Annotated in this window: 13 protein-coding genes; 10 read left to right on the forward strand and 3 right to left on the reverse strand. The window is 70.2% G+C overall.

Annotated features, from left to right (window positions below; all coding sequences use genetic code 11):
* Nucleotides 1–86: 86 nt before the first annotated feature.
* Together C3488_RS05375 and C3488_RS05380 are read left to right on the forward strand one after the other, a co-directional pair.
* The gene (locus C3488_RS05375) at nt 87–557 is read left to right on the forward strand and encodes a DUF4369 domain-containing protein (RefSeq protein ID WP_103838133.1); all 471 of its coding nucleotides are present in this window, start codon (nt 87–89) and stop codon (nt 555–557) included.
* A gap of 124 nt (nt 558–681) precedes the next feature.
* A complete protein-coding gene (locus C3488_RS05380; protein ID WP_103838134.1) occupies nt 682–1044 on the forward strand; it encodes a DUF952 domain-containing protein in 363 nt (120 codons plus the stop codon).
* A gap of 155 nt (nt 1045–1199) precedes the next feature.
* On the opposite strand, the gene C3488_RS05385 is transcribed toward C3488_RS05380, so the two are convergent.
* Together C3488_RS05385 and C3488_RS05390 are read right to left on the reverse strand one after the other, a co-directional pair.
* Nucleotides 1200–2162, reverse strand: coding sequence for a DMT family transporter (locus C3488_RS05385; protein WP_103838135.1), 963 nt, complete (start codon nt 2160–2162; stop codon nt 1200–1202).
* A 299-nt stretch (nt 2163–2461) separates the two neighbouring features.
* Entirely contained in the window at nt 2462–3142 is a 681-nt protein-coding gene (locus C3488_RS05390; protein WP_181138891.1) for a hypothetical protein, read from the reverse strand.
* Between the two features lie 139 nt (nt 3143–3281).
* Here C3488_RS05390 and hemL point away from each other — a divergent pair, with 139 nt between their 5' ends.
* From hemL to C3488_RS05430, 8 genes are all read left to right on the forward strand, one after another.
* The gene (hemL, locus tag C3488_RS05395; protein WP_103838137.1) at nt 3282–4601 is read left to right on the forward strand and encodes a glutamate-1-semialdehyde 2,1-aminomutase; all 1320 of its coding nucleotides are present in this window, start codon (nt 3282–3284) and stop codon (nt 4599–4601) included.
* Nucleotides 4598–5287, forward strand: coding sequence for a histidine phosphatase family protein (locus tag C3488_RS05400; RefSeq protein ID WP_103838138.1), 690 nt, complete (start codon nt 4598–4600; stop codon nt 5285–5287). The genes hemL and C3488_RS05400 overlap by 4 nt, the downstream gene beginning before the upstream one ends.
* Before the next feature lie 189 nt (nt 5288–5476).
* Nucleotides 5477–6808 carry a hypothetical protein gene (locus tag C3488_RS05405; protein WP_103838139.1) on the forward strand — a complete coding sequence of 444 codons (1332 nt, stop codon included), beginning with the start codon at nt 5477–5479 and terminating at the stop codon, nt 6806–6808.
* Between the two features lie 66 nt (nt 6809–6874).
* On the forward strand, nt 6875–7510 hold the full coding sequence (locus tag C3488_RS05410; RefSeq protein ID WP_103838140.1) for a TlpA disulfide reductase family protein: 636 nt from the start codon (nt 6875–6877) through the stop codon (nt 7508–7510).
* Nucleotide 7511: 1 nt separating this feature from the next.
* On the forward strand, nt 7512–8282 hold the full coding sequence (locus C3488_RS05415) for a cytochrome c biogenesis CcdA family protein (protein ID WP_103838141.1): 771 nt from the start codon (nt 7512–7514) through the stop codon (nt 8280–8282).
* 3 nt (nt 8283–8285) lie between these two features.
* Nucleotides 8286–10142, forward strand: a complete 1857-nt coding sequence (locus tag C3488_RS05420) for a cytochrome c biogenesis protein ResB (RefSeq protein ID WP_181138892.1) — start codon at nt 8286–8288, stop codon at nt 10140–10142.
* Nucleotides 10139–11221, forward strand: a complete 1083-nt coding sequence (ccsB, locus tag C3488_RS05425) for a c-type cytochrome biogenesis protein CcsB (protein ID WP_103838142.1) — start codon at nt 10139–10141, stop codon at nt 11219–11221. The genes C3488_RS05420 and ccsB overlap by 4 nt, the downstream gene beginning before the upstream one ends.
* Nucleotides 11222–11326: 105 nt before the next feature.
* The gene (locus C3488_RS05430) at nt 11327–11746 is read left to right on the forward strand and encodes an SRPBCC domain-containing protein (RefSeq protein WP_103838143.1); all 420 of its coding nucleotides are present in this window, start codon (nt 11327–11329) and stop codon (nt 11744–11746) included.
* On the opposite strand, the gene C3488_RS05435 is transcribed toward C3488_RS05430, so the two are convergent.
* Nucleotides 11743–13284 (reverse strand): ABC transporter substrate-binding protein, encoded by a 1542-nt coding sequence (locus C3488_RS05435; protein WP_103838211.1) that lies wholly within the window; start codon nt 13282–13284, stop codon nt 11743–11745. The two genes, C3488_RS05430 and C3488_RS05435, sit on opposite strands and share 4 nt — an antisense overlap.
* Between the last annotated feature and the right edge of the window lie 15 nt (nt 13285–13299).

The raw sequence follows: 13299 nt of genomic DNA on the forward strand, positions 1-13299 counted from the left end.
GCCGGATCGGTTACATGGAAGCCTCAGGAGTGCGCGCGCTGGGGGAGTCCGTCAATGGGGGATCTGTCCGAGCACAGGAGACAAACGTGAAATCGTCACTTCGCACGCACTCCACCCGTGTCCTTGCCGCCGGTGCGCTCTCCGTCGCGCTGCTGACGTCCGCGGGGGCCGCCGCGTTCGCGGCCGACCCGGTCGCGCCCAACCCGGTGGCGGGCACGTCGACCAACGCGCCGAACCTGGCGACGAAGCCGGACCAGCCCAACCTCAAGCCGGCCGTGACCGCGACCACGATCACCATCCGCGCCGACAGGACCGAAGTGAAGTCCGGTCAGTCGGTGACGATCACGGGTCAGGTCAAGGGCCTGAAGGCGGGCGACAGGCTCGACCTCCAGCGCTACGACGGCAGGAAGTGGGCCACCGTGAAGACCGTCACGGTCAAGCGGGGCAGCAGCTCCACCTATGCCCTGGTCACCAAGCTGACCGGGATGGGCAAGGAGAAGCTCCGCGTGGTCCACGCGAAGACGATGTCGCCGACGGTGACCATCACCGTGAAGTGACGCCGTGAAAGCGGGGGCGTCCCGAACCGGGGCGCCCCCGCTTTCACGTGCCTGTCCACGGCGCGGGACCGTCCCCGTCCCTGGGCGCGGGGAGGACGGGCCGCACCCGTAGTTGAATCGGGCCATGATCTATCACGTCGTACCGCTCGCCGACTGGAACGCGGCTCCCGACCGCCCGTACGCCCCCGCCTCCCTCGTGGAGGACGGCTTCGTCCACTGCTCTCCCGACGAGGAGACGACGCTGGCCGTGGTCAACGCGTTCTACCGCGGCGCGCCGAGGCCGTTGCTGGCGCTGCTCCTCGACGAGAGCCGGCTCACCGCGCGGTGCGCGTGGGAGCGTGCGGTCCCCGCGCCGCCGCCGGGCGTGGCCGAGGGCACCCTGTTCCCCCATGTGTTCGGCCCGGTCGACCGCGACGCCGTCGCACGGACCATGGAGGTCGAGTGGGACGAGGAGGGGCGGGCGACCGGACTGAAGGACGCGGACTGATCCGCGCGTCGATCAGCGCCTGCCGCCGGGCAGCCGGACCGACCTCGGCCCGCCCGCCGTGGTCGCCTCTCCGACCGCGCCCCTGCCACTTCGCCGCGGTCCCCTGGGCCGGTCGGTCCCGGAACACCCGGGACCGGGCCGGAAGGCCTCCTTGGCTATCGTTGCCGGCGGCCGGCGCCGACGGGGGCGGTCAACAGGACCAGACCCACAGCGAGGACGGCCAGTCCGCACCAAGAGGCGGCGGGGAGGCGTTCGCCGAGGACGGTGACCCCCAGAATCGCCGCCACGGCCGGCTCGGCCAGGGTCAGCGTCGTGGCCATCGACGCCGGGGTGTGGCGCAGTCCGTGCCCGAAGAGCCGGTAGGCCAGGCAGACGGTGAACAGCGCCAGGTACACGGCCACTGCCGCGCCGCGGGTGGTGGCGAGCCAGTGCGTGTCGAGGAACAGCACGAGCGGCAGGACCAGGAGCCCGGCCGTGCCGAACAGCACGCCCATCACCGCATCGGACGGGTGCCCGCGGGTGATGAGCCTGCCGCCGATCAGCGAGTAGGCGGCGTATGACAGTCCCGCGCCCGCGGCGAGCACGACGCCCGTCAGGTCCATCGGCCTGGCAGGCCCGGTGAGCCCGGGCCCCAGGACCAGGAGGGCGCAGCCCAGCACGGCGGCCGTGGTGGCGCCTGCCCAGCGGGCGGTCGGCCGCGCCTGTCCGGTGATCCAGGACAGCAGTCCGGCGAAGACCGGCGCGCTGCCCAGCGCGATGACGGTGGCCACGGCCACGCCGGTGCGGGCCACCGCCGGGTAGAAGGTGACCGGATACCCGGCCACCGCCAGTGCGCCGAGGACGAGCAGCCACCGTTCGGGGCTCGTGCACGCGGCGGGCAGGGAGGGGACGCCGCGAGAGGTGAGGAACAGCAGGATGCCGCCGAGGGTGAGACCTGCGCAGCCGATGGCCGCCGCGGGTGCGCCGGCTGGTGCCAGAGAACTGGCGGTCCCGGTCGTGCCCCACAGCACGGCCGAGGTGAGGATGGGAGCGGGGCCGCTGAGGAGACCGCTGCCGGAAGGGCGCCGGCAGGCGGCGGCCGGGCGCGCGGGAGTCAGAGGGGTGGTGCGGTTCGGCACAGTCGTGATCTTCCGTCGTCGAATGCGTCTGGGACTGGATCCGAAACGGGCGCACGACAAAACGACCCCTGGCCGCCCAGTGGGTCGGCCGGAGAACGGAATCAAACCGTCAGTGCCTGCGCCCGGTCAGGCGCAGAGCGGCGGCAGAACGACGTGCCAGTAGGTGTTCACGCGGCGATGGTACCCGGCCGGGCCGCGGGTGCCGCGCGCACGGGCCGGAAGCACGGGCTCGCCCGACGCCTCCGCCATACGACGAGGGCGGGACCCGAAAGCCCCGCCCAGACCCACGAAACCTCAACTCACGGCCACACCAGGCAATACGGCTGATGCCCCGCCTCATGCAGCCGGTGGCTGAAATCCTGCCACTCGTGCAGCAGCTGGTACACGTTGAACGCGTCCCGCGGGCCGCCCCGGTCCGGCACCGTCGACCAGATGAAGGCCGCCGCGCCGACCTGTTCCTCGCCGATGCCGCGCAGCGGGTCCACGACCGTCATGGGGAGTTTGACGACCGCGTAGTCGGGGTGGAGGACCACCAGTTCCAGCGGTGGGACCTTGTGCAGCGGGACGCCCTCGATGCCCGTGAGGACCATCGCCGCCATCGTCTCCGGCTTGATCTTGGTGAACATGCCGCCCATGCCGAGCTCGTCGCCGCCGAGTTCCTCGGGACGCATCGAGATCGGGACACGGGCTGCCGTGGCGCCGTCCGGCGCGCCGAAGTACTTGTACGTCACCCCCACCCGACCACCATTCCCGCTTCCTGCCCCGAGCCGATCCCGCCGACGGTTCACATGGTCCATGCCATCCATACGCGTCAGCCGGTCGATTCGCTCAGGACCGCCGGGAGCGACAGGACCACCCTGTGAGCCCTGCGTCTGACGTGTCTCGCTCGTCTCCTCCGCGTCGCGCCGGTGCCTTCCCCGCCGGGCACGCCGAGGACCCAGGTCATCGGTCCCCTCGCCCAGTCCGCCACCGCGATGCATATCTCCACCCGACTGCTTTTCTAGGACGCGTGGCCCCCGCCGCGCAACCCGATCATCGTGTCAGTGACCTCCCCCACGGCCGCCCGCCGAAACGTGCGTTCAACCACCTGTCCGCAGGATCTTCGAGGCCTCTGACACCATGGCTAGTGTGAGCTATCCGTACGAAGCCCCAGTTTCGCAGACTCTTTTCGAGCGCGCGGCGGTCGTCACGCCCGGCGGCGTGAACTCTCCGGTGCGCGCCTTCCGCGCCGTGGGCGGTACGCCCCGGTTCATGGTGTCCGGCAATGGTCCGTATCTGACCGACGCCGATGGACGCGAATACGTCGACCTCGTGTGTTCCTGGGGGCCCATGATCCTCGGGCACTCCCACCCGGACGTGATCGCCGCGGTCCAGGAGGCCGTCGCCCGCGGTACCTCCTTCGGTACGCCCGGTGAGGGCGAGGTCGCTCTCGCCGAGGAGATCGTCGCCCGGGTCGCGCCCGTCGAGCAGGTCCGGCTCGTCTCCAGCGGCACCGAGGCCACCATGTCCGCCATCCGGCTCGCCCGCGGGTTCACCCAGCGGTCCAAGGTGATCAAGTTCGCCGGTTGCTATCACGGGCACGTCGATTCGCTGCTGGCCGCGGCGGGCAGTGGTGTGGCCACCTTCGCGCTGCCCGACACCCCGGGTGTCACCGGCGCCCAGGCCGGCGACACCATCGTGCTCCCCTACAACGACCTCGAGGCCGTCCGCGCCGCCTTCGCCGCGCACCCCGGCGAGATCGCCTGCGTGATCACCGAGGCATCCCCGGGGAACATGGGCGTGGTCCCGCCGCTGCCCGGGTTCAACCAGGGGCTCAAGGACCTGTGCCGGGACAACGGCGCCCTTTACATCTCCGACGAGGTCATGACCGGGTTCCGCACCAGCAGGGCCGGCTGGTACGGCATCGACGGGGTCGAGCCCGACCTGATGACGTTCGGCAAGGTCATGGGCGGCGGTTTCCCCGCCGCCGCGTTCGGCGGCCGCGAGGACGTCATGGCGCACCTCGCGCCGGCCGGGCCCGTCTACCAGGCCGGCACCCTCTCCGGGAACCCCGTGGCCACCGCCGCCGGCCTCGCCCAGCTGCGGCTGCTCGACGACGCCGCGTACGAGAAGGTCGACGCCGTCTCGGTCGAGATCCGCACGCTCGTCACGGAGGCGCTGAGCAAGGAGGGCGTGGCGCACCAGTTGCAGAACGCCTCGAACATGTTCTCCGTGTTCTTCACCGACCGGCCGGTGCGCAACTACGAGGACGCCAAGGCGCAGGAGTCCTACCGGTTCACCGCCTTCTTCCACTCCCTCCTCTCCCAGGGCGTCTACCTGCCGCCCTCCTCCTTCGAGTCCTGGTTCGTCTCCACCGCGCACGACGAGCGGGCCATCCAGCGGATCGCCGACGCCCTTCCGGCGGCGGCCCGGGCAGCAGCGGAGGCAACCGCGGCATGAGCGACATCACAGTCGTCCACCTGATGCGGCACGGTGAGGTCGCCAACCCGGACGGGATCCTCTACGGAAGACTGCCCGGCTACCACCTCTCCGAGCTCGGCCGGCAGATGGCCGAGCGGGTCGCCGAGCACCTGGCCTCCCGGGACATCACCCACGTCGTCTCCTCCCCGCTGGAGCGGGCGCAGGAGACGGCCACTCCGATCGCCAAGGCACACGGTCTCGATCTCGCCACCGACGAGCGGCTCATCGAGGCCGACAACGTGTTCCAGGGGAAGACCTTCGGTGTCGGGGACGGGGCGCTCAGACGGCCCGAGAACTGGAAGCACCTGGTCAACCCGTTCAAGCCGTCCTGGGGCGAGCCGTACGTGGAGCAGGTCGTCCGGATGATGGCGGCGCTGAACGCCGCCAAGGACGCCGCGCGCGGGCACGAGGCCGTGTGCGTGAGCCACCAGCTGCCGATCTGGATCGTGCGCAGCTTCGTGGAGCGGCGGCGGCTGTGGCACGACCCGCGCAAGCGGCAGTGCACGCTCGCCTCCCTCACCACGTTCACGTACCAGGGCGACAAGATCGTGTCGGTGGGCTACACCGAGCCGGCCCGCGACCTGGTGCCGCCGCATCTGCGCGCGGGCGCCAAGCCGGCGAAGGGGAAGTCCGCTGCGGGCAACGGCAAGGCGTTCGGGGCCTGAGCGCCTTTCCGCGCGGTGTCCTGCAGTTGACGGTCCGGCGTACGCTTCGTCACAAGACGTATCCAGTCCTGGCATCAGGCAGTATCTTCGTAAAATCCGCTACAGGTATGCGGTTTCAGCGGAACCTGCCTCTCCATCGCGCCCTCTCACTGTGCGACCACTGAGAGGGCGCTATGAGATGGGGACGGAATGCGGGACATCAGCCGACGGGGACTCATAGGACTCGGCGCGGGTACGGCGGCGGCCATGGGACTCGCCGCCTGTGGTACCCAGCACGACGGCGCGAGTCCCGCCCACGGTTCCGACAAGGGGGGATCCGACGCCACGGGAGGTCCCAGCAACAGCCCCACGGCCACCGGGCGTCCGCTGGGTGACGGCTCCACCGCCGACACCGGCAAGCAGCCGAACCAGCCGGACAAGCCGGTGCCGCTGGAGCCGGGCCAGACTCCTCCGCAGTTCGTGGTCTTCTCCTGGGACGGCGCCGGCGAGGTCGGCAACGGGCTCTTCCCGCGCTTCCTGGACCTCGCCAAGGAGCACGGCGCGCACATGACGTTCTTCCTCTCCGGGCTCTACCTGCTGCCGGAGTCGAAGAAGCGCAAGTACCTGCCGCCGAACAACGCTCCGGGCGCCTCCGACATCGGCTACCTCAGCGACGAGCACATCAAGTCCACGCTGACCAACGTCCGCCGGGCCTGGCTCGAAGGCCACGAGATAGGCACCCACTTCAACGGCCACTTCTGTGGCGAAGCTCACGGCTCGGTCAAGTGGTGGAAGCCCAAGCAGTGGCGCAGCGAGATCGACCAGGCAAAGGCCTTCGTCAAGGAGTGGAAGACCAACACCGGCTGGCACGACCTGCCGCCGCTGCCGTTCGACTACGACAAGGAACTGGTCGGGGGCCGTACGCCCTGCCTGCTCGGCCAGGACAACCTGCTGCCCACCGCCCGTGAGCTCGGCTGGCGCTACGACGCCTCCTCGCCCGGCGGCAACCAGGTGTGGCCGGTGAAGCGGCACGGGCTGTGGGACTACCCGCTCCAGGCGATCCCGTTCCCGGGGCACAGCTTCCAGGTGCTGTCCATGGACTACAACATCCTGGCCAACCAGTCGAAGAACTCGACCAAGGCGCCCGCGTACAACTACCCGGGCTGGCGACAGCAGGCTGCACAGGCCTACATAGCCGGATTCAGGCGGGCATACGAGACGAACCGGGCACCGTTCTTCATAGGCAACCACTTCGAGCACTGGAACGGCGGCATCTACATGGACGCCGTCGAAGAGGCGTTCAAGCACATCGCTCGCGAGAAGGAGAAGGGCGCCGACGTCCGCATCGTCTCCTTCCGGCAGTTCACGGACTGGATCGACGTGCAGCGGCCCGAGATCGTGGCCAAGCTGCGCACGCTCGGGGTCGGGCAGGCGCCGACCGGTGGCTGGAAGGCGTTCCTCTCCGAAACCTCCGGCACCGGCAAGAAGACCTCGGGCGGCCCCTCGGGCGCTTCTTCGGGAAGCCCCTCGAACCCCGCCTGAAATGCGGGTTTCCGCCCACAAGGGGGGTGGGCAAGATCCCCGGAACGGACATGCGAAACTTTTCACATGAGTGCCGCCTGCCGCGCCCCCCAGCGCCTGAACCGCACCCGTAGCCGCAGCCGCCGACGCGCCGTCCTGGCCACCGCCGGGGCCGCCGTCGCGGCGCTCGTGCTGTCCGCCTGCGGATCCGGCGGCACCTCCGGGGGTTCGGGCAACACCAACTTCATCACCGGCAAGGACGGCATCGCGACCGTCAAGAAGGGCGAGCGGGCCGACGCCCCAGACCTGTCCGGCACGACCATCGACGGCAAGAAGCTCGACGTCGCCGACTACAAGGGCAAGGTCGTCGTCATCAACGTCTGGGGCTCCTGGTGCCCGCCCTGCCGGGCCGAGGCCCCCAACTTCGTCAAGGTCGCCAAGGAGACGGCGGGCAAGGGCGTCCAGTTCGTCGGCATCAACACCCGCGACACCAGCACCGGTCCGGCCCGCGCCTTCGAGCAGCAGTACGGGGTCACCTACCCGAGCCTGTACGACCCGACGGGCAAGCTCATGCTCCGCTTCAAGAAGGGCACGCTCAACCCGCAGGCGATCCCGTCCACGCTGATCATCGACAGGGACGGGAAGATCGCCGCGCGCACCCTGCAGGCCCTCACCGAGGACAAGCTGCGCGAGATGCTCGACCCGGTCGTCGCGGAGAAGTGACGTGACGGCCGTCTCCACGCTCGCCGCCGAGGGCTACAACGGCACGGTGCTCAACGGAGCCCTGCTGGTCGCCCTCCCCGTCGCCCTGCTCGGCGGTCTCGTCTCCTTCTTCTCCCCGTGCGTCCTGCCGCTGGTGCCCGGCTACCTGTCGTATGTGACCGGGGTCACCGGCACCGACCTGGCCGAGGCCCGGCGCGGGCGGATGGTCGCGGGCGCCTCCCTGTTCGTGCTCGGCTTCACCGCCGTGTTCGTCTCCAGCGGGGCGCTGTTCGGTTTCTTCGGCTCGACGCTGCAGGAGCACAAGGACGTTCTGTCCAAGGTGCTGGGCGTCTTCATGATCCTCATGGGTCTGTTCTTCATGGGGGCGATGCCCTGGTTCACCCAGCGCGAGTTCCGCCTCCACAAGCGGCCCGTGGCGGGACTGGTCAGCGCCCCCGTGCTGGGCGCGCTGTTCGGCATCGGCTGGACCCCGTGCATCGGCCCGACGCTGTCCTCGGTGCTGATGCTCTCCTCCGACCAGGGCAGCGCGGGCCGCGGCGCCCTCCTCACCGTCGCCTACTGCCTCGGCCTCGGCGTGCCCTTCGTGCTCGCCGCCGTCGCCTTCCGCAAGGCGCTCGGCGCGTTCGGCTGGGTCAAGCGGCACTACCAGTGGGTGATGCGCATCGGCGGCGGCATGATGATCGCGACCGGGCTGCTGCTGGTCACCGGCGCCTGGGACGGCATCGTGCAGCAGATGCAGAGCTGGTCCGACGGCTTCACGGTGGGGGTCTGATCCATGAGCGACACACGGAGCACCGACGTGCACAGTGACGAGACCCCCGAGATCCTGGCGCACGGCAGTGAGCCCGACCTCGGCGAGGCCGGTTCGCAACTGTCCACCGCCCCCACCGAGACGGCCATGCCCGGCTCCTTCGGCGGCTCCCGCGCCCCCGGCGCCAAGGGCTGGATCACCTGGACCGCGCGGGAGATCATCGGCTGGGTCCGCTGGTTCTGGCGGCAGCTGACCTCCATGCGGGTCGCGCTGATCCTGCTGTTCCTGCTCTCGCTCGCCGCGGTCCCCGGCTCGCTGATCCCGCAGACCGGCCAGAACGCGCTGAAGGTCCAGGACTTCAAGGACGCGCACAAGACGCTCGGCGAGATCTACGACAAGCTCGGACTGTTCCACGTCTACAGCTCGGTGTGGTTCTCCGCGATCTACATCCTGCTGTTCATCTCGCTCATCGGCTGCATCGTGCCGCGCACCTGGCAGTTCACCGGCCAGCTCAGGGGCCGCCCGCCGGCCGCCCCCAAGCGGCTGACCCGGCTGCCCGCCTACGCGACCTGGCGCACCGACGCCGATCCCGAGCAGGTCCGCGAGGCCGCGCTGGCGCTGCTGCGGCGCCGCCGCTTCCGGGCTCATGTCGCCGGGGACGCCGTCGCCGCCGAGAAGGGCTATCTGCGCGAGGCCGGCAACCTGGTCTTCCACATCGCTCTCGTCGTGATGCTGGTCGCCTTCGCCTGGGGCCAGCTGTACAAGACGGAGGGCAACAAGCTGATCGTCGAGGGCGACGGCTTCTCCAACACCCTCACCCAGTACGACGACTTCAAGTCCGGCAACCTCTTCAGCGACGACAACCTGGTGCCGTTCAGCTTCACTCTGGACAAGTTCACCGGCACCTACGAGCGCAACGGTCCCAACAAGGGCACCCCGCGCACCTACCAGGCGAACATCACCTACAGCGTGGGCGCCTACGGCAAGGACAAGAAGACCACCATCAAGGTCAACGAGCCGTTGGTGATCGGCGACGCCAAGGTCTACCTGGTCAGCCACGGCTACGCGCCCGTCGTCACCGTCCGCGACGGCAAGGGGAACGTCGTCTTCCATGACGCGGTGCCGCTGCTGCCGATCGACTCCAACGTGACCTCGCAGGGCGCCATCAAGGTCCTCGACGGCTACAAGAACGCCCAGGGCCAGTCCGAGCAGCTCGGCTTCCCGGCGTTCTTCGTGCCGACCTTCGCGGGCGCCGGCCAGGGCACGATGTTCTCCCAGTTCCCGGCGCTCGACTACCCGGTGCTCGCTGTCTCCGCGTACCACGGCGACCTGGGCGTCAACGCGGGCATCCCGCAGAACGTGTACCAGCTGGACACCAAGGCCAGGGGTCTGAAGCCGTACAAGGACGCCAAGGGGAACATCGTCAAGGCCCGTCTGCTGCCCGGCGAGACCATGAAGCTGCCGGGCGGGAACGGCTCGATCACCTTCGACAAGCAGATCAAGTCGTGGGCCGGCTTCCAGGTGGTGCAGCAGCCCGGCACCGGCTGGGCGCTCGGCGGCGCGATCGCCGCGATCTTCGGCCTGGCCGCCTCGCTGTTCATCCAGCGCCGCCGCGTGTGGGTGCGCGCGACGACCGGTGCCGACGGCGTCACCGTCGTGGAGATGGCGGGCCTCGGCCGCAGCGAGTCCGCGAAGGTCGCCGAGGAACTGGGCGACCTGGCCGCACTCGTCCACGAGCAGGCACCCACGAAGACCGACGAGAACGACGACTCCGCCGAGCCCGGCGAGGCCGCCGACGACACGACCCCCGACGCCGACCCCGAACAGGAGCCGGACGCCGCAACCCCCGTACCTGCCGCTGAAGGGGCTCAGAAGAAGTGACCCTCGCCACCGCCACCAACGAACACCTCGCGAACATCAGCAACACGCTGATCTACTCCGCGATGGCCGTCTACACCCTGGCCTTCTTCGCGTACATCGCCGAATGGCTCTTCGGCAGCCGCAGCAAGGTCGCCCGCACGGCCAACGCGCTCACCACCGAGGCCGGGAGCAAGGCCGCCGGGCCCGCGGTCACGGTCAACAAGGCGGGGGGCACCGCGGTCCTGGAGCGGCCCAAGGTCGTCACCCGGGCCGTGGCCGGCGCACGTGACGTGCCGGACGGCCCCGGCGCCCACGGCGGTGACGAGCAGGGCGACCTCTACGGCCGTATCGCCATCTCCCTCACCGTGCTCGCGTTCCTCGTGGAGCTCGGCGGCGTGATCGCCCGCGCGGCCTCCGTGGAGCGCGCGCCGTGGGGCAACATGTACGAGTTCAACATCACGTTCTCCACGGTCGCCGTCGGCGTCTACCTCACGCTGCTCGCGCTGAAGAAGAACGTGCGCTGGCTCGGCCTCTTCCTGACCACCACGGTCCTGCTCGACCTCGGCCTCGCCGTCACCGTCCTCTACACGGCGAGCGACCAGCTGGTCCCGGCCCTGCACTCGTACTGGCTGTACATCCACGTCTCCACCGCGATCATCTGCGGCGCGGTCTTCTACGTCGGCGCGGTCGGCACGATGCTGTACCTGTTCAAGGACTCCTACGAGAACAAGCTGGCGAGCGGCGGCAAGCCCGGCACCTTCGCCACGTCCGTCCTGGAGCGGCTGCCGTCCTCGGCGTCCCTGGACAAGTTCTCCTACCGCGTGAACGCCGCCGTCTTCCCGCTGTGGACGTTCACGATCATCGCGGGCGCCATCTGGGCGGAGTCCGCCTGGGGCCGCTACTGGGGCTGGGACCCGAAGGAGACCTGGGCGTTCATCACCTGGGTCGCCTACGCCTGCTACCTGCACGCCCGCTCCACGGCCGGCTGGAAGGGCCGCAAGGCGGCGTACATCGCGCTGATCGCCTTCGGCTGCTGGCTGTTCAACTACTACGGCGTGAACATCTTCGTGGGCGGCAAGCACTCGTACGCGGGCGTCTGAGCAGCTGCGACGAAGGCCGGTTCCCATGACGCGGGTCAGGGGACCGGCCTTCGCCGTACGGCGGGCACGGATGCGGAACGTTCCACCGGGAGTGACGCTGGTGTCATGACCGATCCCATCGAAGAGGGCACCGCCGAGCACCGGGGGGACGCGTACGTACGGCACTACCTGCTGCGCCTGCCCCGCCCCGTGGAGGACGTCTGGCCGGTGCTGGCCTCCGCCGAGGGGCTCGCGGAGTGGCTGGCCCCCGCCGAGCCGTTCGAACCGCGACTCGGCGGCGCGGTGGGCCTGCGGCTCCCGGACGGCCCGGCCGAGGGCCGGATCACGGCCTGGGACGTGGAGCGGGTCGCCGAGTACACGGTGCGGGGCCGGGGTCGCATCCGCTTCCACCTGGAGCCGGGCCGCCCGACGGGGACGACGGTGCGGTTCACGCACGAGAGCGCGGAGGACAGGGACCCGGGCTGGCGAGACCGGTTCGAACGCTTGCTGGGGTCCGTGGCCCAGGTCCCCGACGACGGTCCCTAGGCGGGCGGCAGGCACTCCTTGGCCGGCGGACGGCCCTCGGGCCAGGCGATCCGCACGAACCGCGCACCCCCGTCCGGGGTGAGTTCCACGATCGGCACGGCCTTGTCGTACGGGTTCCCGTGCACGTCGAGGCAGATCCAACCGCTCGCCCCGTCCACCCGGTGCGAGCCCTTCATGAACGCCCACTCGTTCACCACGTCCGTCAGCGCAGGCACCGCGCTGCCGGTCGGCGTGGCCTCCCGCATCCCCTGCACCGCGAGCCGCATGGCGTCGTACGCGATGATCAGCTGTCCGTCGGCGAGATCCACCGCCCCGATCGGCCCCACCGGCTGCTTCGCGCCACGCGCGATCAGGCCGTCGAGCTCCTGTGCGTCCGCGGCGCTGCCGCCCGTCCGCGCCGTCTCCTTCTTCCACGCGTCGGGATGCGCGAGCGCGGTGTAGCGCACGGACAGGTTCCGCGCGAGGGCCTTCCAGTCGAGGCGCTTGTCCCCGTTGAGGTACGAGCCCTCGTCGCCCGTGAGCACGGTGAGCCGGTGGTCCATGCAGCCGCGCGCACCCAGCGCGTTGACGAACTGCCGCAGCTGGGTGTGGCGCCCGGCGAACAGGATCGTGTCCGTGGTCTTCGGGGTGTCGCACACCAGTTGGGTGATCTGCCGGAACTGGTTCGCGGTCGTGCCCTCCTGCGTTCGGTCCTCGGGCGGGGTGAACGGCTGCGCCTGGTACGGCGATCCGGCCACCAGCTTCTCGAACGCGCTCTGCAGGGTGCGTGTGTAGGGGTCGCCCGGCTTGTCGTAGACCAGCAGCGCCCTGCCCCCGGAGACCCGGGCGAAGGAGGCGAGCGCACGGGCCGAGTCGCTGTTGGTGGGGGCGACACGGGCGAGCCCCGGGTAGGGATCCTTGCCGTCGGCCCCGTTGGCGAGGCTGTCGGCGGTGATGGAGGAGCCCACGACCGGTATACCGCGGTGGGTCAGCTCCTTGACGGCGGCACGGTTGTTGTCGGTGCTCAGCCCTATCCCGGTCACCGCCCGCAGCCGGTCGGCGCCCTCGGCCATCCGCGTCAGCCGGTCGACCACGCGCGGCCAGTAGGACCCGTCCCGGCCGGTGTTGGCGAGCACCAGCCGGATCTGGGGCATCTCACCGGTCGCGTCGTGGTTGGCCCGGTACTGGGCGAGGTAGGCGCCCTGGAGTTCGTGCAGCGTGTCGTCGACACTGTCCGGGTCGCTCGCGGTGAACGGCTCGAAGAGCGCGACGGTGACGTAACCGCCGGACTTCAGACGGTCGTTCTCCCGGTACACCGCCTGCACCACGTCGGCGAACCGACGCTGCCCGAAGTCGTACGCCGTCGTCGACACGCCCACGCAGTCGCCCCCTTCGAGGCGGGCCACCCCCGGGGCGCAGGAGGGCTGCCGGCCGATGTAGGTGACGACGCCCCACGCGGTGCCGGCCACCAGCACGGCGGCGACCAGCAGCGCCGCATACCGGCGGAAGCGGATCTCCCACACGTCCTCGCGCAGCCAGGTCCACCAGCGTGCCGCCATCATCGCCCCCCGTTC

The sequence above is a fragment of the Streptomyces sp. Ru72 genome, from assembly GCF_002920635.1.
Taxonomy (GTDB): domain Bacteria; phylum Actinomycetota; class Actinomycetes; order Streptomycetales; family Streptomycetaceae; genus Streptomyces.

Bases quoted from the DNA above. Each gene is read 5' to 3' on its own strand.
- C3488_RS05380 (WP_103838134.1), top strand. From the start codon at position 682: ATGATCTATCACGTCGTACCGCTCGCCGACTGGAACGCGGCTCCCGAC.
- C3488_RS05390 (WP_181138891.1), bottom strand. From the start codon at position 3,142: ATGCATCGCGGTGGCGGACTGGGCGAGGGGACCGATGACCTGGGTCCT.
- hemL (WP_103838137.1), top strand. From the start codon at position 3,282: ATGGCTAGTGTGAGCTATCCGTACGAAGCCCCAGTTTCGCAGACTCTT.
- C3488_RS05400 (WP_103838138.1), top strand. From the start codon at position 4,598: ATGAGCGACATCACAGTCGTCCACCTGATGCGGCACGGTGAGGTCGCC.
- C3488_RS05405 (WP_103838139.1), top strand. From the start codon at position 5,477: ATGCGGGACATCAGCCGACGGGGACTCATAGGACTCGGCGCGGGTACG.
- C3488_RS05410 (WP_103838140.1), top strand. From the start codon at position 6,875: ATGAGTGCCGCCTGCCGCGCCCCCCAGCGCCTGAACCGCACCCGTAGC.
- C3488_RS05420 (WP_181138892.1), top strand. From the start codon at position 8,286: ATGAGCGACACACGGAGCACCGACGTGCACAGTGACGAGACCCCCGAG.
- C3488_RS05430 (WP_103838143.1), top strand. From the start codon at position 11,327: ATGACCGATCCCATCGAAGAGGGCACCGCCGAGCACCGGGGGGACGCG.
- C3488_RS05435 (WP_103838211.1), bottom strand. From the start codon at position 13,284: ATGGCGGCACGCTGGTGGACCTGGCTGCGCGAGGACGTGTGGGAGATC.